This is a genomic window from Achromobacter deleyi (genome assembly GCF_902859705.1).
In the GTDB taxonomy this organism is placed as follows: Bacteria; Pseudomonadota; Gammaproteobacteria; order Burkholderiales; family Burkholderiaceae_B; genus Achromobacter; species Achromobacter deleyi.
The window spans coordinates 154,933-176,518 of sequence record NZ_CADIJO010000002.1; the positions used below are offsets into that span (position 1 = coordinate 154,933).

General features: G+C 68.3%; 22 protein-coding genes. 8 read left to right on the forward strand and 14 right to left on the reverse strand.

Annotated features, from left to right (window positions below; all coding sequences use genetic code 11):
* Window positions 1-47 precede the first annotated feature (47 nt).
* On the reverse strand, window positions 48-614 hold the full coding sequence (gene rsmD / locus HV798_RS03205; RefSeq protein ID WP_175191505.1) for a 16S rRNA (guanine(966)-N(2))-methyltransferase RsmD: 567 nt from the start codon (window positions 612-614) through the stop codon (window positions 48-50).
* A gap of 418 nt (window positions 615-1,032) precedes the next feature.
* Between rsmD and ftsY the strand changes: the two genes are divergently transcribed.
* Window positions 1,033-2,082, forward strand: coding sequence for a signal recognition particle-docking protein FtsY (ftsY, locus tag HV798_RS03210; RefSeq protein ID WP_175191504.1), 1,050 nt, complete (start codon window positions 1,033-1,035; stop codon window positions 2,080-2,082).
* An 88-nt stretch (window positions 2,083-2,170) separates the two neighbouring features.
* Here ftsY and HV798_RS03215 read toward each other — a convergent pair whose 3' ends face one another.
* From HV798_RS03215 to HV798_RS03245, 7 genes are all read right to left on the reverse strand, one after another.
* Entirely contained in the window at window positions 2,171-3,829 is a 1,659-nt protein-coding gene (locus HV798_RS03215; protein ID WP_175191377.1) for a CYTH and CHAD domain-containing protein, read from the reverse strand.
* Window positions 3,830-4,412: 583 nt separating this feature from the next.
* Window positions 4,413-5,237, reverse strand: coding sequence for a phosphonate ABC transporter, permease protein PhnE (gene phnE, locus HV798_RS03220; RefSeq protein ID WP_025139466.1), 825 nt, complete (start codon window positions 5,235-5,237; stop codon window positions 4,413-4,415).
* The gene (gene phnE / locus HV798_RS03225) at window positions 5,234-6,097 is read right to left on the reverse strand and encodes a phosphonate ABC transporter, permease protein PhnE (RefSeq protein WP_175191376.1); all 864 of its coding nucleotides are present in this window, start codon (window positions 6,095-6,097) and stop codon (window positions 5,234-5,236) included. The genes phnE (HV798_RS03220) and phnE (HV798_RS03225) overlap by 4 nt, the downstream gene beginning before the upstream one ends.
* Window positions 6,098-6,126: 29 nt before the next feature.
* On the reverse strand, window positions 6,127-6,897 hold the full coding sequence (gene phnC, locus HV798_RS03230) for a phosphonate ABC transporter ATP-binding protein (protein WP_025139468.1): 771 nt from the start codon (window positions 6,895-6,897) through the stop codon (window positions 6,127-6,129).
* A gap of 5 nt (window positions 6,898-6,902) precedes the next feature.
* Window positions 6,903-7,901 carry a phosphate/phosphite/phosphonate ABC transporter substrate-binding protein gene (gene phnD, locus HV798_RS03235; RefSeq protein ID WP_025139469.1) on the reverse strand — a complete coding sequence of 333 codons (999 nt, stop codon included), beginning with the start codon at window positions 7,899-7,901 and terminating at the stop codon, window positions 6,903-6,905.
* A 186-nt stretch (window positions 7,902-8,087) separates the two neighbouring features.
* Window positions 8,088-8,903, reverse strand: coding sequence for an IclR family transcriptional regulator (locus HV798_RS03240; protein ID WP_025139470.1), 816 nt, complete (start codon window positions 8,901-8,903; stop codon window positions 8,088-8,090).
* An 8-nt stretch (window positions 8,904-8,911) separates the two neighbouring features.
* Complete coding sequence (locus HV798_RS03245; protein ID WP_025139471.1) at window positions 8,912-9,727, reverse strand: HAD-IIB family hydrolase; 816 nt, start codon at window positions 9,725-9,727, stop codon at window positions 8,912-8,914.
* Window positions 9,728-9,874: 147 nt separating this feature from the next.
* On the opposite strand from HV798_RS03245, the gene ribBA reads away from it, so the two are divergent.
* The 6 genes from ribBA (at window position 9,875) to HV798_RS03275 (ending at window position 14,472) form a co-directional block, all read left to right on the forward strand.
* The gene (gene ribBA, locus HV798_RS03250) at window positions 9,875-11,050 is read left to right on the forward strand and encodes a bifunctional 3,4-dihydroxy-2-butanone-4-phosphate synthase/GTP cyclohydrolase II (RefSeq protein WP_025139472.1); all 1,176 of its coding nucleotides are present in this window, start codon (window positions 9,875-9,877) and stop codon (window positions 11,048-11,050) included.
* Window positions 11,051-11,060: 10 nt separating this feature from the next.
* Window positions 11,061-11,591, forward strand: a complete 531-nt coding sequence (ribH, locus tag HV798_RS03255) for a 6,7-dimethyl-8-ribityllumazine synthase (protein ID WP_006391339.1) — start codon at window positions 11,061-11,063, stop codon at window positions 11,589-11,591.
* Window positions 11,560-12,051, forward strand: coding sequence for a transcription antitermination factor NusB (nusB, locus tag HV798_RS03260; protein WP_025139473.1), 492 nt, complete (start codon window positions 11,560-11,562; stop codon window positions 12,049-12,051). Before ribH ends, nusB begins: the two co-directional genes overlap by 32 nt.
* A gap of 220 nt (window positions 12,052-12,271) precedes the next feature.
* Window positions 12,272-13,315, forward strand: a complete 1,044-nt coding sequence (thiL, locus tag HV798_RS03265) for a thiamine-phosphate kinase (protein WP_175191375.1) — start codon at window positions 12,272-12,274, stop codon at window positions 13,313-13,315.
* A gap of 87 nt (window positions 13,316-13,402) precedes the next feature.
* Window positions 13,403-13,909 carry a phosphatidylglycerophosphatase A family protein gene (locus HV798_RS03270; RefSeq protein ID WP_025139475.1) on the forward strand — a complete coding sequence of 169 codons (507 nt, stop codon included), beginning with the start codon at window positions 13,403-13,405 and terminating at the stop codon, window positions 13,907-13,909.
* Window positions 13,906-14,472, forward strand: a complete 567-nt coding sequence (locus HV798_RS03275) for a CinA family protein (protein ID WP_025139476.1) — start codon at window positions 13,906-13,908, stop codon at window positions 14,470-14,472. Before HV798_RS03270 ends, HV798_RS03275 begins: the two co-directional genes overlap by 4 nt.
* A gap of 15 nt (window positions 14,473-14,487) precedes the next feature.
* Here HV798_RS03275 and pyrF read toward each other — a convergent pair whose 3' ends face one another.
* The 3 genes from pyrF to HV798_RS03290 all read right to left on the reverse strand — a co-directional run bounded on the left by pyrF (window position 14,488) and on the right by HV798_RS03290 (window position 17,096).
* Entirely contained in the window at window positions 14,488-15,306 is an 819-nt protein-coding gene (pyrF, locus tag HV798_RS03280) for an orotidine-5'-phosphate decarboxylase (RefSeq protein ID WP_025139477.1), read from the reverse strand.
* Window positions 15,307-15,312: 6 nt separating this feature from the next.
* A complete protein-coding gene (locus HV798_RS03285; protein WP_425486115.1) occupies window positions 15,313-16,629 on the reverse strand; it encodes an NAD(P)/FAD-dependent oxidoreductase in 1,317 nt (438 codons plus the stop codon).
* A 68-nt stretch (window positions 16,630-16,697) separates the two neighbouring features.
* On the reverse strand, window positions 16,698-17,096 hold the full coding sequence (locus HV798_RS03290) for a diacylglycerol kinase (RefSeq protein ID WP_025139479.1): 399 nt from the start codon (window positions 17,094-17,096) through the stop codon (window positions 16,698-16,700).
* A 233-nt stretch (window positions 17,097-17,329) separates the two neighbouring features.
* On the opposite strand from HV798_RS03290, the gene HV798_RS03295 reads away from it, so the two are divergent.
* Window positions 17,330-18,934 (forward strand): mannitol dehydrogenase family protein, encoded by a 1,605-nt coding sequence (locus HV798_RS03295; protein ID WP_175191373.1) that lies wholly within the window; start codon window positions 17,330-17,332, stop codon window positions 18,932-18,934.
* Window positions 18,935-19,010: 76 nt separating this feature from the next.
* Here HV798_RS03295 and HV798_RS03300 read toward each other — a convergent pair whose 3' ends face one another.
* Genes HV798_RS03300 through HV798_RS03310 form a run of 3 tightly spaced genes read right to left on the reverse strand, consistent with a single transcriptional unit; the run spans window position 19,011 to window position 21,579 of the window.
* Window positions 19,011-19,808, reverse strand: coding sequence for an ABC transporter ATP-binding protein (locus tag HV798_RS03300; protein WP_246288555.1), 798 nt, complete (start codon window positions 19,806-19,808; stop codon window positions 19,011-19,013).
* Complete coding sequence (locus HV798_RS03305) at window positions 19,805-20,596, reverse strand: ABC transporter ATP-binding protein (protein ID WP_175191372.1); 792 nt, start codon at window positions 20,594-20,596, stop codon at window positions 19,805-19,807. The genes HV798_RS03300 and HV798_RS03305 overlap by 4 nt, the downstream gene beginning before the upstream one ends.
* Window positions 20,593-21,579: a branched-chain amino acid ABC transporter permease gene (locus HV798_RS03310; RefSeq protein ID WP_025139483.1), complete on the reverse strand. Its 987-nt coding sequence runs from the start codon at window positions 21,577-21,579 to the stop codon at window positions 20,593-20,595. The genes HV798_RS03305 and HV798_RS03310 overlap by 4 nt, the downstream gene beginning before the upstream one ends.
* Between the last annotated feature and the right edge of the window lie 7 nt (window positions 21,580-21,586).

A 21,586-nucleotide genomic window follows, 5' to 3' on the forward strand; every position in this document is an offset into this window, starting at 1 on the left:
ACCGTTATTAGTGGTGTACACCATCCTCCGAAGCTCGGATTATTGATCTATTTGCGCAATGCAGCAAATTTCAGGAGATGGTAGTGGACCGCCCCGGCCTTGTCCTGGCGCAATATCTCGAATCCGTCGGGGGCGTCGATGGCGGTTTCGGCCTCGACGTAGACCAGTCCGTCCTCGGCCAGGATGCCGGGCAGGATCGGCCACAGGCGCGGCAGCCAGCCTTGTCCGAAGGGCGGGTCCAGAAGAATGAGGTCAAATCGGGACGCATCCATTCTTTCGGCGACCTGCATCGCATCGCCCACATGGATGCGTATCATGTCGGCTTTGAGCTTGTCGCGTAGTGTCCGCAGCGCGGACGCGGCGGTTTTGTCCCGTTCGACCATCTGCACGTGCGCCACGCCGCGCGAGGCGGCTTCGAACCCCAGGGCGCCGCTGCCGGCGAACAAGTCCAGCACCTGCTTGTCGGCGAATTCGCCGCCCCACAGGTGATTGAGCCAGTTGAACAGCGTTTCCCGCACCCGGTCGGGGGTCGGGCGGAGCGTCTCCACGTCGGGCACGACGATAGGGGTGCGCCGGTATTGGCCCCCGACGATACGAATATACTTGTTACCCATGTTTAGCCGCTTCTTCAAGAAAAAATCCCCTCCGCCCGCCGCGCCGGCCCAGCCCGCGTCGCCGCCAGAGGGCGTGGACACCGCGCCCGGCCCGCAAGCCGGCGCCGAGGCGCCCGCCACTCCCGTCGAATCCCCCGCTGCGGTCCGCGAATTCTCGCCCGCCGCGCCGCCTGAACTGACGCTGCCGGTGCCGGCCGCGTCGGTGCCCGCACCGGCGCCGGCCAGCGTGCCGCAACCGCAACCCGCTTCGGTGCCGCAACCCCCGGCTGCGCAGGCGTTTGTGCCTGCACCTGTGCCTGCGCCTGCGCCTCAACCGGCTGCTGCCGCACCGGTGACGCCAGTTGCCGCAGCGCCGGCTCCCGTGGCGCCTCCCTCGGCTGCGCCGGTGATTGCCGAACCCGTCACTGCCGCGCCCGTAATGGCCGCGCCCGCAGCGGTCGCATCGCCTGTGCCTGCGCCTCAGCCCGCCATCGTGCCGCCGCCGGTGGCGGCCGCGCCGGTCAGCGCGCCGCCCGCTGCGGTGGCACCGCAGCCCGAGCCCGAAGCCGCGCCCAAGAAGGCGTCGTGGCTGTCGCGCCTGAAGCAAGGCTTGTCGCGCACCGGTCAAAGCATTGGCGGCATTTTCGTCGGCGTCAAGGTCGACGAGAACCTGTTCGAGGAACTCGAATCGGCGCTCATTATGGCCGATGCCGGCCTGGAGGCCACCGAGAAGCTGCTGACCGCGCTGCGTGCGCGGGTCAAGAAAGAGCGCATCGAAGACCCGGCCAAGGTCAAGGCGGCGCTGCGCCAACTGCTGGCCGACCACCTGCGTCCGCTTGAGCGTGCGTTCGACCTGAAGCAGGCCAAGACGCTGGTGGTGATGATCGCGGGCGTGAACGGCGCCGGCAAGACCACGTCGATCGGCAAGCTGGCGCACACGTTCCAGCGCCAGGGCGCGAGCGTGCTGCTGGCCGCGGGCGATACCTTCCGCGCCGCTGCCCGCGAGCAATTGATCGAATGGGGCAGCCGCAATAACGTCACCGTGATCTCGCAGGATGGCGGCGACCCGGCCGCCGTGGCGTTCGATGCGGTCAATGCCGGCCGCGCGCGCGGCATGGGCGTGGTGATGGTGGATACGGCGGGCCGTTTGCCGACCCAGCTGCACCTGATGGAAGAACTGAAGAAGATCCGCCGCGTGATCGGCAAGGCCGACGCCGCCGCGCCGCACGAAGTGCTGCTGGTGGTGGACGGCAATACCGGCCAGAACGCGTTGGCGCAGATCCGTGCGTTCGATGCGGCCATCAACCTGACGGGTCTGGTCGTGACCAAGCTGGACGGCACCGCCAAGGGCGGCACGTTGGCGGCGGTGGCGGCGGGCAGCCAGGGCGTGCGCCCGATTCCGGTGTACTGGATCGGTGTGGGCGAAAGCCTGGAAGACCTGCAGCCGTTCGTGGCGGATGAATTCGCCGGGGCCTTGCTGGCCGACTGATCGATCGGGATGCCGCCGAGTCTGGCGGCACAAAAAAACGCGCCCCAAGTGTCCGATGCCGGATACGTGGGGCGCGGTGTTTTTGGCGCTACTTCCAGAAAGGCTTGCTGCCCGCCAGGTCGTCGAAGGCCTTTTGCGCATCGACGGCCAGTTCTTCCAGGCGTGCGCTGATCCAGCCCAGCGCGAACCAGGCTTGCGGGTGCGTGACCGTACACGCTTCGTAGTAGTCCTTGGCGACAGCCAGGTCGTTGATTTCGCCCAGGATGTCCTGCACGCGCGACAGCAGCTTGCGATAGCCGCGCAGTTTGGAGGCGGGCAACAGCGATTCGGCGAAGGCCAGGCTGTAGCGCAGGCGCTTGCCGCGCTTGCGCAGTTCGTGGCGGGTGGGAATGTCCAGCGCGGCGAACTGGGTGCCCTGGTCGGCCACCTTGCTGTGCCAGCGGTGCAGGCGCCGGGCAAGCTGTTTGTGCAGCTGTTGCGGGTCCGGCTCGGGGGCCAGCATGGGGATGATGGTGGGTTTGACGCTGGGGCCGGCAACGCCGCCTTGCAGGCGGATGGCCGGCTCGGGCGCAGCGTCGCTGGGCACGCCGTTGGCGACGGGGATGCCGTCGGCCAGGGGGACGGCGGGGGGTACGTCCAGGCTCCATTCCAGCAGGTCGAGCAGCCAGGCCTGGAAGGCTTTGCCGCCAGCGATGGCGCGGGCGTCCTGTTCGGGCGGCGCGGCTTCCATGGGAATGACGGGCATGCCGGCGCGCATCAGCGCGGGGGCGACGGTTTCGTTCAGGACGTCCTGGTCGCGGTTGGCGCCGAAGGCGGCGAAGTGTGCGCGCACGCCTTGCAGCAGGGCATCGGGCACGGGGGCGATCCAGCCGTCGAACAGTTTCCAGCCGGAGCGCAGGCGGCGGATGCCGACGCGCAACTGGTGCACGTGTTCGGAGTTGCCGGCACGGTAGACGCCTTCGGTGTCGACTTCGGCCAGCACGGCGGCGTTGCGGGCGATCTGGTCAAGGCATTCGGCGGCGATGCGGCCCATGGCTTGCGGCGCGGTCATGTCTTCGCGCAGCTTGACGGAGGCGGCGCCGCGCGGGGCCCAGAAGAGGGCGATGGCGCGGGCGCGGCGGGCTTCGAGGTCGTCGCCGGGAATGGCGTCGACGTCGGCCAGGCGCTGGGCGAGCTGGGCGAGGGCATCGCCGCGTTCGGATTTGCTGCGGGGGTCGAGGACGAGAGAGTGGCGCTGCTGCCAGCCGCGGGCGACGGAGAAGATGGCGGCGGGGCGGCCGGAGACGAGTTCGAATTCGAGTTCGGAGATGGGCAGTTCAAGCGCGCCGGCGCGCAGGATGCCGGTGTCGTAGGCGAGTTCGACGGTGCCGTAGCGGGTGCGGACTTTGCGCAGCATGCGCTGGACGTCGGTTTCGTAGCGCAGGCCGAGTTCGCCTTTGATGGCGGCGAGGGCGGCTTCGACTTCGGTGCCGGCGTAGACGGACAGGTCGAGGACGGGGCCGGGCCTGGGGTGGTTCAGTTCGATGCGGGTGATGGCGTTGACGCCGGGCATCTTGAGGGTCTGGACCCAGTCGCGGCCTTCCTGGCGCAGGCGGATGGCGATGCGGGCCCGGGCGAGTTCGCGCTCGGGGGTGTCGAAGTACATGGCGTGCAAGCGGATGCGGGTCGCTTCACGCTGCTTGACCTCTCGAAGCACGGCCTGGCGGGACGCCGTGGGCACGTGCAGCTTCAATTCCTGTTCCGACATGGCGGGGGTGTCCGACGGCAAAAGCCGAGATCTTAGTCAATCGGAGGGGTGTTTTTGATGACGGGTCATATTTTGTTCACATTGAGCTTAGACGGGGTTGCGGTGCGTCAACAAGGGGGGCTTGGGGGTTCTTGAGCCGCGCGTGGCGGGGCAGGCGGGTGAGGGCGGGGCTACGATTGCGGTCCGGAGCCTTCGCTCCGGACTTGCCTAGGCGGCCCCCCCCTTCGTCATCTTCGTCACCGCCTTCGGCGGTTCCTTCAGATTCCCTCGGGCGCAATCTACACGCCCCGCCCTCACCCGCCTGCCCCGCCACGCGCTGTTGATGAGGATTAATGCCGGCCGTGGGGACGGGCGGTGTGCTTGGCGTTTTGTTGACGGCTTCTTTGGATTGGAGCGGTTTGCGGGGCCCGCCTCGCGCCGGCCGCGCGGGCGGCCTTGCGAGGCTTACGCGGTGTCTTGCGTCGTGGGATGACGCTGCGCGCTTGCGGGGGGAGCGGGGCGGATGAACTGCGTTTGAAACTGCGCAAAAAAAACCGCCCGTTTCCGGGCGGTGCAAAGGAACGTTCTTGGCGCGCTGTATGGGTTACAGGATGCGTTTGCGGGCTTGGGTGATGATCACTTCGGCCAGGACGACCACCACGAAGATGGCGGCCAGGACCAGGGCGACGCGGTCCCATTGGAAGAGGTTCAGCGCGGTGTCCAGGGCCATGCCGATGCCGCCGGCGCCGACCAGGCCGAGGACGGCGGATTCGCGGACGTTGATGTCCCAGCGCAGCAGCACGATGGACCAGAAGGCGGGGCGGATCTGGGGCCAGTAGGCGTACCAGATGACCGAGGCCTTGCTGGCGCCGGTGGCGGTGACGGCTTCGATGGGGCCGCGTTGGGCTTCTTCGATGGCTTCGCCGACGAGCTTGCCGACGAAGCCGATGGAGCGGAACGCGATGGCGAGCGTGCCGGCCAGGGCGCCGGGGCCGAAGATGGCGATGAAGAGCAGGGCCCAGACCAGCGAGTTGACCGAGCGGCTGGAGACGAGGATGAGCCGGGCCAGCATGTTGATGGTTTTGCTGGGGGTGAGGTTGTTGGCCGCGAGCAGGCCGACGGGGACGGCCATGAAGACGGACAGGATGGTGCCCAGGGTGGCGATGTGCAGGGTCTCGACCAGGGCGTTGTGGACGCCGCCGGGGTAGTAGGCCCAGTCGACCGGCCACATGCGCTGGAACAGGTCGGCCATCTGTTCGGGGGCGTCGTAGAGGAACTCGGGGATGACTTCGACGCCGCGGATGGCCTGGACGATGGCGGCGACAACGAGCAGGTAGAGGGCGAAGCGCAAGAGGCGCTGGCCCAGGCTGTAGCGTTGCCAGACGCGCGGCGCAGCGGTGTCGCGCAAGGTGGGGGCGTGGGCGTTCATTGGTCTGCCTCCGCCTTGTTGACGACGGGCTTGGCGGGCTTGGGCTGGCTGGAGCCGATGCCGCGGGCACCGGCGAAGCGGCTTTGCAGGATGCGGTCAAAGCCCAGGTTGTCCAGGAAGACGGCGCGCACGAAGCCGGCCAGGATTTCGCCGAGCATGATGATGGCGATGAGGGTGAGCAGGATGGCGCTGACGAAGTCGTAGTCAAAGCGCTGGAACGCCGAGAACAGCGTGCCGCCCACGCCGCCCGCGCCGACGATGCCGACCATGGTGGAGTTGCGCAGGTTGGAGTCGAACTGGTAGGTGGCAAAGCCGATGAAGCGCGCGAACACCTGCGGCAGGACGCCGAAGACGATGACGTTGGCGAACGAGGCGCCGGTGGCGCGCACGGCTTCGACCTGCTTGAGCGAGATTTCCTCGATGGCTTCGGTGAAGAGTTTGCCGATGAAGCCGACGGAGGCGACGGTCAGGGCCAGGATGCCGGCCAGGGCGCCGAAGCCGACGGCCTTGACGAACAGGATGGCGACGATGACGGGGTGCAGTGCGCGGCACAGGGCGACGAGCGAACGCGCGGGCCACGAGACCCAGGCGGGCATCATGTTGCGCGCGCCGAGCAGGCCGACGGGCAGGGCCAGGAAGATGCCCAGCACCGAGGCGAGCACGGCGATTTCCAGGCTTTCGGCAATGCCCTTCCACAAGGTGGCGGGCTTTTCGAAGTTGGGCGGGAACATGCGCGCCAGGAAGGTGGACGCGTGGCCCATGCCGGATTCGAAGCGGCTCCAGCTGAAGTCCAGCTGGGCCGCGGCGTAGACGGTGTAGAGCACCAGCAAGAGCAGGCCGGCTTTCGCGCGGCCGGACATGGCGAAGGGGCGCGGGCCCCGGGGATGCGTTATTCCAGCCAAGACTCGCCTCCGTAGATGGTCTTGAGCATGGCGGCATCCAGGCCGTGGCCGTCGCCGTCGTAGACGACGTGGCCGCCGGACATGCCGACGATGCGGCTGGCGTAGCGGCGCGCCAGTTCGACGTCGTGGATGTTGACGATGACGGGGATGCCGGTGGCGTTGCCCTGGGCGGCCAGCAGCTCCATGATTTCGACCGAGGTCTTGGGGTCGAGCGACGAGGTGGGCTCGTCGGCCAGCAGCAATTGCGGGCGTTGCATCAGGGCGCGGGCGATGCCCACGCGCTGGCGCTGGCCGCCGGACAGGGCGTCGGCGCGCTGGTCGGCAAAGCCGGCCAGGCCCACGGTGTCCAGCAACGAATAGGCGTGTTCGATGTCTTCGGCTTCGAAGCGGCGGGTCCAGGCCTTGAAGGCGCTGGTGTAGCCCAGCCGCCCGGTCAGCAGGTTTTCCATGACGGTCAGGCGTTCGACCAGGTTGTATTCCTGGAACACCATGCCGATGCGCCGGCGGGCGCGGCGCAGCGACGCGCCGCGCACCCGGGCGAGATCGACGGCGCCGTCGCCGGCTTCCAGCACGATTTCGCCGCGGGTCGGCTCGATCAGCCGGTTGATGCAGCGCAAGAGCGTGCTCTTGCCGGTGCCGGACGGCCCGATGATGGCGGTGAGGCCCTGGCCTGCGATCTGCAGGTCGATGCCGTTCAGTACCGGCCGGCCGGCCCGGTATTCCTTGACCAGGCCGGAAATGCGTAGCGACGTCGTCATGCTGATTACTTCTTGCTCTTGGCGGATTCGCGGTCGTAGGCGGCGCGGTTGAAGCTTTCGCCACCGGATTCGGCGACCTGGCGCACGATGGCCCAGTCCTTCTCGTAGGTCACCGGGTAGAAGCGGTCGGCGCCGTCGAAGGCCTTGGACATCTCGGCCGGGAAGCGGTAGTCGTAGAAGCACTTGAGCATCTGGTCGCGGAACTTCGGCTCCAGGTCATGTGCGTAGGCGAACGACGAGGTGGGGAATTTCTCGCTCTTGTAGATGACGCGGAAATCGGCTTCCTTGACCTGGCCGCGTTCGATCATGCGCTTGAACACGTCCGAGGCAACGGCGGCAGCGTCGTAGTCGCCGGAATTGACGCCCATGACGGACTGGTCGTGCTTGCCGGAGAAGACCACCTTGTAGTCCTTGTCGGGCGTCAGGCCTTCCTTGGGGAACAGCGCCACGGGCGCCATGTGGCCCGAATTGGACGACGGCGCGGTGTGCGCCAGCTTCTTGCCCTTCAGGTCGGTCAGCTTCTGGTAGGGGCTGTCTTTCTTGACGATGACGATCAGGTTGTAGCCCTGGAAGCCGTCGGCGTAGCCCTTGACGGCAAACGGCACGGCGCCGGCGATGTTCACGGCGAAGGCGGTGGGGCCGGTGGAAAAGCCGCCCACGTGCAGGCGGCCCGAGCGCATGGCTTCGATTTCGGCGGCGTTGCTCTGCACCTGGTAGAACACGACGCGCTTGCCGGTGCATTCGGACAGGTGCTTGGTGAACGGCTTGAAGATGTCTTCGTACACGGCCGGGTCTTCGACCGGCGTGTAGGTGAAGACGAGCGTGGACGGCGTCTTCAGCTTGGCCGGGTCGGTGGGCGTGTCGGCCACCAGGTTCTTGTCGGCGTCGCAATACATCTGGTCGAGGTCGCCCCGGTTGGGGCAGGTGTCGGCGGCCTGGGCGGCGGACGCCCCGAAAGCGAACGCGGCCAGCGAGGCCGCTTGCAGTAGACGCAAAGCGCGCATCGTATGTCTCCTCTTATGGGTATGAATATGACTAGTAACTGAATTCAAACATACGAGTACGCCGAGCACACTTGGGAAAGTCCCTGCCTTTCTTTTCGAGTTTTGTTCGTTTTGTTCGCTATGCGTTCGTTTTTGCGCGAAAAAAAGCGGGCCCGAATGGGCCCGCTTGGCTTGCGGTGCGGCGGGTCAGGCCCGGTAGCCGAGTTTGCGCGAGATTTCGTGGGCGCAGGCCAGCAGGGGGCGGGCGATGGCGCCGTCCCAGGAAACATCGAACAGGCCGGTGGGGCCCAGGCTGGTCAGCGCCAGCACGATGTTGCCGGTGTTGTCGAACACGGGCACCGACAGGGCATCCACGCCGGGCAGCGGGTTGCCCAGGGCGCGGGCCATGCCGTGCACGCGGATGTCGGCCAGTTGCGCATCGATATTGGCGCGGCTGGCCTTGCGCGGGGGCGGCACGCTGGCGATGACCGCCGTGTCGCCCTCTTCGCGGGCAATGTAGTGCTCGCTGACCTTGGGCGGCAGCCAGGCCGCGAACACCAGGCCGGTGGCCGTGTGCAGCATGGACATGACCGTGCCCTTGCGCATGTTCACGTGCACGGGGTAGCTGGCCTCGGTCATGTGGATCATGGTGGGGCCGTGCGAGCCCAGCACCGCGATGCCCAGGGTGTGGCCGATCTCGGATTGCAGCTTGGCGATCTCGGGCATGGCGATGCGCACCGGGTCCAGCCGTTGCAGGCTGACCAGGCCCATCTGCAGGGCGAAGGGCCCCAGCTCGTATTGGCCGGTGATGCTGTCCTGCTGCACCAGGCCAACGCGGATGAAGCTGACCAGGTAGGGGTGGGCCTTGGCCGACGTCATGCCGGCGCCGGCGGCCAGGTCGCGCAGGGTCAGCGGCTTGGCCGCGTCGACCAGCGCGGCCAACAGTGGCACGCCCACTTCGATGGACTGGATGCTGCGGCGGCCGTCGTTGGCGGCCGGGGCGGGGGTCTTGGCAGTGGCCACGGTGCGCCTTATGCCGACAGGGCGCGCGGGGCGCGGGCGGCCAGCAGGCGGTCGGCCATTTCCTTGAAGCCGCCGCCGCCATGGAAGGCGGCCACGTAGGCGGGCCGGTGCGTCAGGCGGTGCAGTTGCGACTGGATGTTGGCCACGCCGACCGACACCGGGAAGAACGCGAACATGGGTTCGTCGTTGGGCGAATCACCGATGAACAGGGTGCTGTCCAGCACGCTGGCCACGTCCAGGCCGAATTCGCGCTGGAACAGGGTGCGGGTCATCGTCAGCTTGTCGTAGTCGCCGAACCAGCCGTTGACGTGGATGGAGCTGACCTTGGCCTGGGCCCCGGCGTCCTGGAAGATCTGGACGATGCGGCCGATGTCGGCCTCGGGCAGGGCGGGCACGTCTTCGCAGAAGTCGATGGCCAGGTCGGCCACGCGGTAGTCCTGGTCGCTGGCCACGGCCGCGCCGGGCACGTCGGCCAGCACGCGGTCGCGGATGGCGTCCAGCTGCTTGCGGCTGGCCTGGCGCGAGGCCGCGTCGGTCCAGTAGTGGGTGGTCATGCGGCGTGCCTGGCGGTCGTAGGCGTAGTAGAACGCGCCGTTTTCGCCGACCACGGCGCGCACCGGCCACATGCGGGCGATGTGGTCGCACCAGCCGGCCGGGCGGCCGGTGATGGGCACCACCTGGATGCCGGCCTGTTCCAGGCGCTCGAGCGCGGCGTAGGCGTCGGCCGGCAGGCGGCCGTCGGTGGTCAGCGTGTCGTCGATGTCCGTCAGGACGACGCGTATCCCCGCCGCGACGTTCAAAGGCATGGCCGCAAGGGCTTGCATGGCGTTTTTCCTTGGTTTTATAGGGTGTTCTCCGGCCGAAAGTTTAACCGGATGGCCCTGTTTGGGCGGGGCCGTCGCGCCCCGGTAGGGGTTCTGGCGCCGGGGGCGCTAAAATCCGGGCTTTCCTGCCTGGTTTACGTGCCCGCCATGTCCGTCCAGTTGTCCTCCTTGCCCGGCTCCGAGCCGGAATCCTTCGATATTGCCTCGGTCGCCGAGATCATCGCCGAGCTGCGCGCCGGCCGCATCGTCATCCTGGTCGACGAAGAAGACCGCGAAAATGAAGGCGACCTGGTCATGGCCGCCGAATTCGTCACGCCCGAAGCCATCAACTTCATGGTCACCCATGGCCGTGGCCTGGTGTGCCTGACCCTGACCGAAGACCGCTGCCGCCAGCTGGACCTGCCGCTGATGGCCGCCCGCAACGGCACGCGATACGGCACCAATTTCACGCAGTCGATCGAAGCCGCCGTCGGCGTCGAAACCGGCATCTCGGCCGCCGACCGCGCCCGCACCATTCAGGTGGCGGTGGCGCGCGACGCCAAGCCGTCCGACCTGGTCCAGCCCGGCCATATCTTCCCGGTCCGCGCCGTGCCCGGCGGCGTGCTGGTGCGCGCCGGCCACACCGAAGCCGGCTGCGACCTCACCGCCATGGCCGGCCTGACCCCGGCCGCCGTCATCTGCGAAATCCTCAAGCCGGACGGCACCATGGCGCGCCTGCCCGACCTGGTCGAATTCGCCCGCGAGCACGGCCTGAAGATCGGCACCATCGCCGACCTGATCCAGTACCGCAGCGAGCACGAGTCCATCGTCAAGCGCGTGGGCAAGCGGCCCATGCAGACCGCCTGGGGCGTGTTCGAGGCCGTGGCCTACGAAGACGCGGCCACCGGCTCGGCCCACCTGGCGCTGGTGCATGGTACCGTGACGCCGGACGTCGAAACGCTGGTGCGCGTGCACGAGCCGGCCTCGGTGCTGGACGTGCTGGACACCGGCGCCAGCCCGCACAGCTGGGGCGTGGCGCAGGCCCTGCAGACCATTTCCCAGGCGCCGGCCGGCGTCCTGGTGCTGATGAATTGCCAATCGTCCACCGAACATCTGTTCGCGCAGATCGCCGGCTGGAGCGACCCCAAGGCCAATGCCAACCCTGCCAACGCCGACCGGTTCGGCCTGCGCACCTACGGCATCGGCGCCCAGATTCTGCGCGACCTGAACGTGGGCCAGATGAAGCTCCTGGCCCGTCCGCGCAAGATGCCCAGCATGGCGGGCTTCTCGCTCACCATTACGGGTTACGATTGCGACCCTCTGCATACTCCCGCAACACACTGAAGGCCGACACATGAACCCTTACATCCTTACCCCCGACCTGAACGGCGAAGGGCTGCACATCGGCATCGTACGCGCCCGCTTCAATGAAGAAATCGGCCAGGCCGAACTCGAAGCGTGCCTGAAGGAACTGGCCGAACTGGGCGTGGACGAGCGCGACGTGATGGTCGCCACCGTGCCCGGCGCCCTGGAACTGGGCGTGGCCCTGTCGCACATGGCCGAAACGTTCGAATTCGACGCCCTGATCGCGCTGGGCGCCGTCATCCGCGGCGAAACCTATCACTTTGAAGTGGTCAGCAATGAGATGGCCACTGCAATCACCCGCATCTCCCTCGAAACCGGCATTCCGGTCGCAAACGGCGTGCTGACCGTGGACACCGACGAGCAGGCGCAAGCCCGCGCCGCCGGCAAGGGCCGCGACTGCGCGCAGGTGGCCGTTGAAATGGCCAACCTGGTCGCGGCACTGGAGCCCGAGGAAGAAGACGAAGACGACGAAGACGAGGACGAAGATTTTGACGACGAAGAAGACGACGACCAGCGCTGATAGCGCGGCGCAAGCCCGCGCCAACGCGCGCAGCGCACGCCGCCGTGCACGCGAATTCGCGTTGCAGGGCGTTTACGCGTGGCTGCTGCGCGGTGGCCAGGGCACGCAGGACGCCGGCGAGATCGACGCCCATCTGCGCGACACCGAGGATTTTTCCGAGGCCGACGCCCAGTGGTTCAAGACCTTGCTGCACGGTGTCCTGCGCGAAGCGCCCACGCTGCGCGAGCGGTTCACGCCCTACGTCGACCGCCCGCTGGCCGAGTTGTCGCCCGTCGAACACGGCATCCTGCTGATCGGCAGCTTCGAACTGATTCATCATGTCGAAGTGCCGTACAAGGTTGCCATCAACGAAGCCGTGGAGCTCGCCAAGTCGTTCGGCGGCACCGATGGCTTCAAGTTCGTCAACGGCGTGCTCGACAAGCTGGCTGCCGACGTGCGCGCGCACGAAATTAAGAGGTAGCCCCCCCGGAGCGCTGCGCGCTTCCCCCCAAGGGGGGCGCCGCAGCGGACCGGCGGAGCCCGGATCCGCGCGGCCCGGGTCTGGGGAGACCCATTTTTTTTGGGGAGGCGTGCATCCCTGGGGGCTTGCTTCCCCTTCCTTGCTGGAGCGGTCCTCCCTTTGGAACGTGGCTCCGGTTTGGGAGTCAATACCGGCCGCTGCGCCGGACTGCGGAGTTGCCGTGGCGTCCGAATTCGACCTGATCGCGCGCTATTTCACGCGTACCGCTCCGACCGGCCTGCTGGGCGTGGGCGACGACTGCGCGCTGTTCCCTGTGCCGACAGGCGAACAGGTGGCCACCAGCACCGATCTGTTGCTGGAAGGCCGGCATTTCTTTCCTGACGTTGATCCCAAGGCCTTGGGGCACAAGGCCCTGGCCGTGAACCTGTCCGACCTGGCCGCCATGGGCGCACGCCCCATCGGCTGCGTGCTGGGCTTGGCGCTGCCGCGGCTGGATGAGCCATGGCTGGCCGCCTTTGCCGAGGGCTTTCATGCGCTGGCTGCCGTCCACGGCTGCCCGCTGATCGGCGGCGACACCACGCGCAGTGCCCATGACTTGGCCATCAGCGTGACCGTGTTCGGCGCGGTGCCCGCAGGCGCCGCCTTGCGCCGCGACGCGGCGCAGGCCGGCGACGACATCTGGGTGTCTGGCGAACTGGGTGCTGCTGACGTGGCGTATCGGCTGCTGGACGGCCAATACCCCACCGATCCCGAACGCCTGGCGGCCACCCGCGGCGCGCTGGAGTGGCCTGAACCGCAGGTGGCGCTGGGCCTGGCGCTGCGCGGCATTGCGCACGCCGCCATCGATATTTCCGACGGCCTGTTGCAGGACCTGGGCCACATCCTGGCCGCCAGCCGGGTGGGCGCGGTGCTGCATGAAGACCGCCTGCCGGCCGCCGCCGCGCTGGCCGGGCTGCCGGTCGATGCGCTGCGCCGTGCGGTGCTGGGCGGCGGCGACGTCTACCAGCTTTGCTTCACCGCGCCGGCAGCCCGCCGTGACGCCGTGCTGGCCGCCGCGCGGACGGCCGGCGCGCGGGTGACCCGGGTGGGCGGCATCGTGGCGCACGAGCCGGCCCAGGACGCGATGCAGGCTTCCGCCGTCACGCATGCCGGCGGCTCGTCCGAGATACCGGGGGCGGCGCGGCCTCGCCTGATGGTGCTGGATGCCACGGGCCAGCCGTTGGCGCAGTTGCCCGCGGGGTTCGACCACTTCCCAGGGGCATGACAGGGGCCTTCACCGCCCGACTCCGCCATCCCTTTTCCGCCACCTTCAAACCCAACCATGCCGTCTTCCTCCCCCCGTTCCCCTTCCATGCGCGAACGCTCGCGCGCCGTGTACCCGTCCCTGGCCTGGGTCTGCCGTGATCCGGGCCGGTTGATCGCCTTTGGCCTGGGCAGCGGCCTGGTGCGTCCCGCGTCGGGCACCTGGGGCACGCTGCTGGCCTGGGCCATCTGGGTGGCGGCCGCGCCCGCCGCGTCCGACCTGGCCATCGGCATCTTCCTGGCGCTGGCCTTCCTGTACGGCTGCTGGGCCTGCGATCGGGTCGGCCGCGAACTCCAGCAGCCCGATCATGTCGGAATGGTGTGGGACGAGATGGTGGCCTTCTGGCTGGTGCTGTGGCTGACGCCGGCCGGCCTGTTGTCGCAGGCCTTGGCGTTCGTGCTGTTTCGCACGTTCGACATCGTCAAGCCGCCGCCCATCAAGTTCTTCGACGCCCGCCTCAAGGGCGGCTTTGGGGTAATGTGGGACGATATCGTCGCGGCCGGATACGCCTTGCTGATCATGGCGTTGGTCGTGCGCACAGGAGTCTTGGGATGAACCAGCAACACGAAAGCACGCGGTCCAATCTGTCTGCCGAACAACTGGCGCAAGCCACCGCGCTGGGCCTGGCCGAGCGGGTGGGCGACACGCTGCGGCGCCAGGGCCTGGTCCTGGGTACGGCCGAGTCCTGCACTGGCGGCCTGCTGGCAGGCGCGGTGACGGCGGTGGCGGGGTCCAGTGAATGGTTCGACCGCGGCTTCATCACCTACAGCAACGAGGCCAAGGTGGCCGAGCTGGATGTGTCGCCCGATGCCTTGCATCACTTCGGCGCGGTCAGTGAACCGGTGGCGCTGGAAATGGCCAATGGCGTGCTGCTGGCGGCGCCGGCCGCGCAGGTGGCGGTATCCACCACCGGCATCGCTGGCCCGGGCGGGGCCACACCGGGCAAGCCGGTGGGCATGGTGTGCTTTGGTTTTGCCATGCGGGTGGGCGACGGCATCAGCAGCCGCGCGGTGACCCATGTGTTTCCCGGCGACCGGGCGCAGGTGCGCCAGGCGGCCGTGGAGTTTGCGTTGCGCGGCGTTCTGGAATTGCTGGGCGCGCCGGTCAACCGGCGCTGAGCCGCATCGCGCCGATCAACGTACCGCGTTGATCGCGTCGCGCAGGCCGCGGGCGGCCTGGCCGGCGGCGTCGCGCCAGTCGTCGCCGCCGCTGGCGTAGATGATGGCGCGCGACGAGTTGATCATCATGCCGCTGCGCGCGGCGTTGGCGCCGGCGTTGACCGTGGCGGTGATGTCACCGCCCTGGGCGCCGATGCCGGGCACCAGCAGCGGCACCGCGTCGCCGATGCGCTGGCGCACCGCGGCCAGTTCGTTCGGGAAGGTCGCGCCCACCACCAGGCCGCATTGGCCGTTGGCATTCCATTTGTCGGCCACCAGCCCCGCCACGTGCAGGTAGAGGGGTTCGCCGTTATCCATTTTCAGGAATTGCAGGTCGGACCCGCCGGGGTTGGACGTGCGGCACAGCACGATCACGCCGCGGTCGCGCCAGGCCAGGTAGGGCTCGACCGAGTCCAGGCCCATGTAGGGGCTGACGGTCAGGGCGTGCGCCTGGTAGCGCTCGTAGGCTTCGCGGGCGTAGTTTTCGGCGGTGGAGCCGATGTCGCCGCGCTTGGCGTCCAGCACGATGGGCAGGTCGGGGTGCTTGTCGCGGATGTGCTGGCACAGGGCTTCGAGCTGGTCTTCGGCGCGGTGGGCGGCGAAGTAGGCAATCTGGGGCTTGAAGCTGCAGGCGTACGGCGCGGTGGCGTCGACGATGTCGCGGCAGAACTGGAAGATCGCGTCGGGCTTGTCCTGCAATTCGCGCGGAAAGCGCTGCGGATCGGGGTCAAGCCCGACTTGCAGCAGCGAGTTGCGGGAGGTCCAGGCGTGTTCGAGTCTTTGGAGGAAATTCATGGGAGTTCAGTGCAATTTGACCCGGGGACGCGTGCGCCGCATGAGCAGGCGGGCCAGGGCCAGGGAGGCGGTGCGCGAGATGCCCAGCACCGCTTTGTGGTGCATCAGGTGCAGGCTCATGTACATCAGGCGCGCCAGTGTACCGCTTACGAAGAGGCCCCGTCCGGCCAGCTTGCCCATCAGGCTGCCTACGCCGGCGTCCTGGCCCAGCGACACCAGCGAGCCGTGGTCTTCGTAGACGTAGGGCTTGGTGGGTTCGGCCGTGCCGCGCAGGCGGGCGGTGATTTTCTTGGCCAGGTAGTCGGCCTGCTGGTGGGCGGCCTGGGCGCGGGCGGGTACCGTGCGGCCATCGCGCCAGGGCGCGGCGCAGCAGTCGCCCAGCGCCAGGATGTGCGGGTCGGCGGTTTCCAGGCGTTCGTTCACTTCGACCTGGCCCAGCTTGTTCAGCGGCAGGTCCAGGTCAGCCAATAGCGCCGGGCCCTTGATGCCCGCCGCCCACATGCAGAGCTGGGCGGGGAAGGTGCGGCCGTCGGCGGTCTTGACCGAATCAGCGGTGACTTCGGACACGCGGCAGGCGGTTTCGACGCGGATGCCGAGTTCGGTCAGGCGGGTGGTGGCCGCGGTGGAGATCTTTTCGGGCAGCGCCGACAGGATGCGCGGCGCGCCTTCGACCAGCGTGATGGCCAGGTCGCGTTCGGCGCGGAAGTTCGGCAGGCCATAGGCGCTGACGACGTGGCTGGCTTCGGTGAGTTCGACCGCCAGTTCGACGCCGGTGGCGCCGCCGCCGACGATGACGAGGTCAAGGCGGGCGGACGGGTCACGCACCTTGGCCTGGTCGACCAGCGCCATGGCCTTGAGCATGGTCAGGCGGAACTGTTCGGCGTTTTCGGTGGTGTCCAGCGTCACGGCGTGATCGGCCGCGCCGGGGGTGTTGAAGAAGTTGGACGTGCTGCCCAGGGCCAGCACCAGGGTGTCGTACGCCAGTTCGCGGCGCGGCAGGACTTCCTGGCCTTGGGAATCGGACACCGGGTCTACGGTGACCAGGCGGCGCTCGCGGTCGACGCCGACCAGCCGGCCCTGCGCGAACGAAAAGCCGTTCATGTGCGCCAGCATCAGGTAGGACAGGCCTTCCTGGTGGATATCGAGCGTGCCGGCCGCCGCTTCGTGCAGCGACGGCTTCCAGATGTGGAACGGGCGGCTGTCGACCAGGGTGATGTGCTGGCGGCCGTGGATGCGGCCGAGCTTGGCGGCAAGTTCGAGGCCGCCGGCACCCCCGCCGACGATGACAATGCGTTCCGGGGAAGCGGGCTTGGTGTTGGGCATCATGGCTCCCAGTATAGAGGCGCCGTTACGGGCGCGGGGGCCGGGGCGGGCAAGCCGGCGTCCGACTTTCAGTGCATGACGAACCGGCTCACGGCCACGCCGACCCAGACGGCCACCGTGAACAACAGCAATAGCATAACGGCGGCGCTGCCCAGGTCCTTGGCGCGGCCCAGCAGCGGGTGGGTGTCGACCGACAGCGCGTCGGCCAGCGCCTCGACCGCCGAATTGAGCAGCTCCACCGCCAGCACCAGGATCACGGTGCCGATCAGGAAGAACACTTCGACGGTGGTGCGGCCCAGGAAGAACGCGGCGGGGATGAGCAGCACGGCCAGCGCCAGTTCCTGGCGAAACGCCGCCTCGTACTTGATGGCGGCCTTCAGGCCCTGCAGCGAATAGCGCAGCGCGTTCAGGATGCGGCGCAGGCCGCCGGTGCTTTTGTAGGGCGAGTGGTGCGGATTCGTGGACATGGGGTGCGTAATAAGGCCGGGTGTGGCGGCTTTTTACCAGATATGGGTTGCTGCCGTGGTTTGGCTTTGCGGTCGTGCCTTTGCCGCCGTCATGGAACGCGTTTTAACGTAATACTACGTTACGTTTTGCCTTCGCCGCGGCCATACGATACGCTGGCGCGAATTCCCACCCACGCGCCTGGCTGCAGGCCTTTCGGCAGACGCACGACGGCGACCTTTTGGCACTGCAATCCATGCTCGAACGTTTGAATACGGAGTCGTTGACGCGTCTGCCCGCAGACGTGGAGAAGCCCCCCTATGACCGCAGCCGGCTCACGCCCGGCATCGTGCATCTGGGGCTGGGGGCATTTCACCGTGCGCATCAGGCGGTGGCCACCGACCTGGCCATGGCTGCCACGCAGGACCTGTCCTGGGGCATCCTGGGCGTGTCGCTGCGCAGCGCCGCCACGCGCGATGCGCTGACGCCGCAGGACGGCCTGTACACGCTGGCGCTGCGCGATACCGCGCCGGGCGGCGAGCCGCGCGAGCAACTGCGCGTGGTGGGGGCGGTGCAGCGCGTGATGGTGGCTGAAGAAGACCCCAACGCGGTGCTTGAACGCATCGCCTATCCGCAGACCCGCATCGTCAGCCTGACGATCACCGAGAAAGGCTACAGCCACGAGCCGGCCACGGGCCACCTGCGCTGGGACGATCCGGACATCCTGCACGACCTGGACAACCCGATCCGGCCGCGCAGCGCGATCGGCCTCCTGGTCTATGGCCTGGCGCTGCGCCGCGAGCGCGGCCTGCCACCGCTGACGCTGCTGTCCTGCGACAACCTGCAGGCCAACGGCGACACCCTGCGCAGCCTGGTGCTGGCCTTTGCGCTGCGCATCGACGCGGCGCTGACCGGCTGGATCGACAAGCACTGCACCTTTCCCAATTCCATGGTGGACCGCATCGTGCCGGCCACCCGCGACGAAGACCGCGCGCGCATCGCGCTGCGGCTGGGCGTGGAAGACGCCTGGCCGGTGGTGGGCGAGCCTTACCTGAACTGGGTGATCGAAGACAAGTTCGCCGCTGGCCGCCCCGCCTGGGAAGCGGCGGGCGCCACCTTCGTGACCAACGCCGCGCCCTACGAGCGCCTGAAGCTGCGCATGGTCAACGGCCCGCATTCGGCGCTGGCCTATCTGGGCGGCTTGCTGGGCATTGCCACGATCGGCGAGGCGGCGGCGCTGCCGGCCTTGCGCGGCTTTCTGGATGACATGATGCGCTGCGAGATCGCGCCGACGCTCAAGGGCATTCCGGACGTGGGGCTGGAAGGCTATCGCCACCGCTTCCTGGGACGCGTGGTGAACCCTGAACTGCCGCAGCTGACGCGGCAGGTCGCGATGGACGGCTCGCAGAAGCTGCCGCAACGGTTGCTGGCCACCATCCGCGAACGCCTGCGCGGCGGCGACGACATCCGCCGGCTGGCATTGGCGGTGGCCGCCTGGCTGCACTATCTGCGCGGCGTGGACGAAACGGGCGCGCGCCACCCCATCCAGGACCCGCTGGCCACGCCGCTGGCCAAGCTGCTGGCACGGGCCGACGTGGCGGCGCGTGCGGCGGCGCCCAGCCAGGCCGCGCATCGCCGCGCCATGGTGCTGGCGGGTTATCGGCCGGTGTTTGGCGACCTGGGTAAAAAGCCGGTGTTCATCGCCGCGCTGGCCGCGCAGCTGGAAACGTTGCGCGAGCATGGCGTGCTGCATGCCTTGCAGGAAGTCGCGCGTGAGCCGCAAGCCGCGGCGCCGATACCGGACGACGGCGAGGCCACGGTGGCAACGTCTGTGCGCGAGCCGGCCGGCGTCGGCGCGTAAACAGCGGGTCGTCGGTACGAACCATCGGGCGCTTGCGGGCGCCCGATGTTCTTTGGGGGCATCCCGGCCCTGGTCGCTACACGCCCAGGTATTGCAGCAACCGAGGTTCGTCGTCGATGAAGGCCTGCGACGTGCCCGTCCAGGCCACGCGGCCCTTCTCCACGATGGCGTGGCGGTCGGCCGTGGCGAGCAGCGGCTCAAGATTCTTGTCGATGCACAGCACCGCCAGGCCCGTGCGCTTCAGGCTTTCCAGCGCCTGCCAGATTTCTTCGCGCACCACCGGCGCCAGGCCCTCGGTGGCCTCGTCCAGGATCAAGAGGCGCGGGTTGGTGAGCAGCGCCCGGCCGATGGCCAGCATCTGCTGTTCGCCGCCCGACAGGTGGCTGCCCAGGTGGCGCGCGCGTTCGCCCAGCCGCGGGAACAGGCCGTAGACCCGGTCCAGCGTCCAGGGGGCTGCCAGGCCCTGGCGGTTGTGGGCGGTGGCGACCAGGTTTTCGCGCACCGACAGGTTGGGAAACACGTGGCGGCCTTCGGGCACCAGGCCGATGCCGCACTGCGCCACCTTGTACGAGGGCAGCGTCGTGATGTCACGGCCGTCGAACGCGATGGCGCCGCGGCTGGCGCGGTTCAGGCCCATGATGGCTTTGACGGTGGTGGACTTGCCCATGCCGTTGCGCCCGAGCAGCGTCACGAATTCGCCCGGCCCGATGTCCAGGTCGATGCCGAACAGCGCCTGGCTGGCGCCGTAGTGCGCGGTGACGCCGCGCAGCGACAGCAGCGGCGTGGCGGGCGTGGTCGGGCCGGCCAGAGGCGCCCCGGCATGCCGGGCGTTGTCCACGGTGGCGCTCACGGTGTTGTCTGCCGCGTGGTTCATGCCGTCGCTCCCGCCAGGGCGCCTGGCGCGCGGCGCCCGGCATGGCCGCGTTCGCTGCCCAGGTAGCATTCGCGCACCTGCGGATCGCGACGGATGTCGTCGGCGCTGCCGCAGGCCAGGGCGCGGCCGTACACCAGCACCGTGATGCGGTCGGACAGGGCAAAGACGGCTTGCATATCGTGTTCCACCAGCAAGATGGTGTATTGCCCGCGCAGCCGTTGCAGCAGCCGCGTCATGGCTTCGGATTCGTGCTGGCTCATGCCCGCCATGGGCTCGTCCAGCAGCAGCAGGGTGGGCTGGCACGCCAGTACCATGGCCAGCTCCAGCTGGCGCAGTTCGCCATGCGCCAATTCGCCGGCCGGGGTGTTGGCGCGGGCCGCCAGCCCGGCCAGTTCCAGCGCCTGGTGCGCCGGATCGCGCAGCGCGGGCGTGGCCAGCACCGGCCGCCAGAAGCGAAAGCTGTGGCCGCGCCGCGCCTGCACCGCCATGATGACGTTTTCCAGCGCGGTAAAGGGCTTGAACACGGAAGTGATCTGGTACGAGCGCGCCAGGCCGTGGCGCACGCGCTTGTCGACCGGCATGCGGGTCACATCCACCCCGTCGAGCCGCACGCGGCCGCCGTCGGGCCGCAGTTCGCCGCTCAATTGGCCGATCAGCGTGGTCTTGCCGGCGCCGTTGGGGCCGATGACGGCGTGCAGTTCCCCGCTGGGCACGTCCAGCGACAGGTCATCGGTGACGGTCAGGCCGCCGTAGCGCTTGACCAGGTTTTCCACGCGCAGGGTGCTCATCGCGGTTCTCCGGTGGGGCGTGGCGCGGGCCGCAGGCCGCCCAGGCGCCAGGGCTTGTCCGACAGGCCGCCATACAGGCCGCGGCGCGACACCAGCACCACTGCCACGATGAACAGACCCATCACCAGCATCCAGTGGTCGGTCAGCAGCTTCAGGCCTTCTTCGAGCAGCAGGAACGCCAGGGCGCCCGCGACCGGGCCGAACAACGTGCCCAGGCCGCCCAGCGCCACCATCACGATCAGTTCGCCCGAAGTCGTCCAGGCCAGGTACGACGGCGACACGTACAGCGTCAGGTTGGCCAGCAGCACGCCGGCCACGCCGCACACCATGGCCGATATGACGTAGGCCGCCAGCCGGTAGCGCAGCGTGGCAAAGCCCAGTGCGCGCATGCGCCGCTCGTTGGCCTGGCAGCCGCGCAGCGCCATGCCGAAGGGCGCGTGCACCAGACGGTGCAGCGCGGCCAGCGTGAGCAGCAGCACGCCAAATGCGGCCAGGTACAGCGCCAGCGGCGTATCCAGCCGGAACAGGCCGAAGTCGCTGCCCGAAAACAGCGACATGCCATCGTCGCCGCCAAAACCTTCCAGCCCCGTCGCCAGGAAATAGAACATCTGCGCGAAGGCCAGGGTGATCATGATGAAGGCGATGCCTGACGTGCGCATCGCGACGTAACCGCTGACCAGCCCGACCACGGCGCAGGCGCCCAGGGCGGCGGCCAGGTGCAGCCAGCCGTTGTCGATGCCGTAGTGGTTCAGTACGCCCACGGCATAGGCGCCCAGGCCCAGGTACAGCGCATGGCCGAAGCTGACCATGCCGCCATAGCCCAGCAGCAGGTTCAACGCCAACGCCGCGATGCCGTACACCAGCACACGGCCGAACAGCGCCAGCAGAAAGGGTTCGCCCTGCCACTGCGCATACAGCGGCACCAGGGCCAGCGCCAGCAGCAGGATGCCGGCGGCCAGCTTGCGTGCAGAAAGTTCAAGCATGTTGCGC

What these genes read in the sequence shown, in the direction of transcription:
- phnD (WP_025139469.1), bottom strand. Translation starts at nt 7,901, where the DNA reads ATGCGCGCTTTGCGTCTACTGCAAGCGGCCTCGCTGGCCGCGTTCGCT.
- HV798_RS03285 (WP_425486115.1), bottom strand. Translation starts at nt 16,629, where the DNA reads ATGCCCAACACCAAGCCCGCTTCCCCGGAACGCATTGTCATCGTCGGC.
- ftsY (WP_175191504.1), top strand. Translation starts at nt 1,033, where the DNA reads ATGGCCGCGCCCGCAGCGGTCGCATCGCCTGTGCCTGCGCCTCAGCCC.
- HV798_RS03295 (WP_175191373.1), top strand. Translation starts at nt 17,330, where the DNA reads ATGCTCGAACGTTTGAATACGGAGTCGTTGACGCGTCTGCCCGCAGAC.
- HV798_RS03245 (WP_025139471.1), bottom strand. Translation starts at nt 9,727, where the DNA reads ATGCAAGCCCTTGCGGCCATGCCTTTGAACGTCGCGGCGGGGATACGC.
- HV798_RS03305 (WP_175191372.1), bottom strand. Translation starts at nt 20,596, where the DNA reads ATGAGCACCCTGCGCGTGGAAAACCTGGTCAAGCGCTACGGCGGCCTG.
- phnE (WP_025139466.1), bottom strand. Translation starts at nt 5,237, where the DNA reads ATGAACGCCCACGCCCCCACCTTGCGCGACACCGCTGCGCCGCGCGTC.
- ribBA (WP_025139472.1), top strand. Translation starts at nt 9,875, where the DNA reads ATGTCCGTCCAGTTGTCCTCCTTGCCCGGCTCCGAGCCGGAATCCTTC.
- HV798_RS03215 (WP_175191377.1), bottom strand. Translation starts at nt 3,829, where the DNA reads ATGTCGGAACAGGAATTGAAGCTGCACGTGCCCACGGCGTCCCGCCAG.
- HV798_RS03300 (WP_246288555.1), bottom strand. Translation starts at nt 19,808, where the DNA reads ATGAACCACGCGGCAGACAACACCGTGAGCGCCACCGTGGACAACGCC.
- pyrF (WP_025139477.1), bottom strand. Translation starts at nt 15,306, where the DNA reads ATGAATTTCCTCCAAAGACTCGAACACGCCTGGACCTCCCGCAACTCG.
- phnC (WP_025139468.1), bottom strand. Translation starts at nt 6,897, where the DNA reads ATGACGACGTCGCTACGCATTTCCGGCCTGGTCAAGGAATACCGGGCC.
- rsmD (WP_175191505.1), bottom strand. Translation starts at nt 614, where the DNA reads ATGGGTAACAAGTATATTCGTATCGTCGGGGGCCAATACCGGCGCACC.
- ribH (WP_006391339.1), top strand. Translation starts at nt 11,061, where the DNA reads ATGAACCCTTACATCCTTACCCCCGACCTGAACGGCGAAGGGCTGCAC.
- HV798_RS03290 (WP_025139479.1), bottom strand. Translation starts at nt 17,096, where the DNA reads ATGTCCACGAATCCGCACCACTCGCCCTACAAAAGCACCGGCGGCCTG.
- HV798_RS03270 (WP_025139475.1), top strand. Translation starts at nt 13,403, where the DNA reads ATGCGCGAACGCTCGCGCGCCGTGTACCCGTCCCTGGCCTGGGTCTGC.
- HV798_RS03310 (WP_025139483.1), bottom strand. Translation starts at nt 21,579, where the DNA reads ATGCTTGAACTTTCTGCACGCAAGCTGGCCGCCGGCATCCTGCTGCTG.
- phnE (WP_175191376.1), bottom strand. Translation starts at nt 6,097, where the DNA reads ATGTCCGGCCGCGCGAAAGCCGGCCTGCTCTTGCTGGTGCTCTACACC.
- HV798_RS03275 (WP_025139476.1), top strand. Translation starts at nt 13,906, where the DNA reads ATGAACCAGCAACACGAAAGCACGCGGTCCAATCTGTCTGCCGAACAA.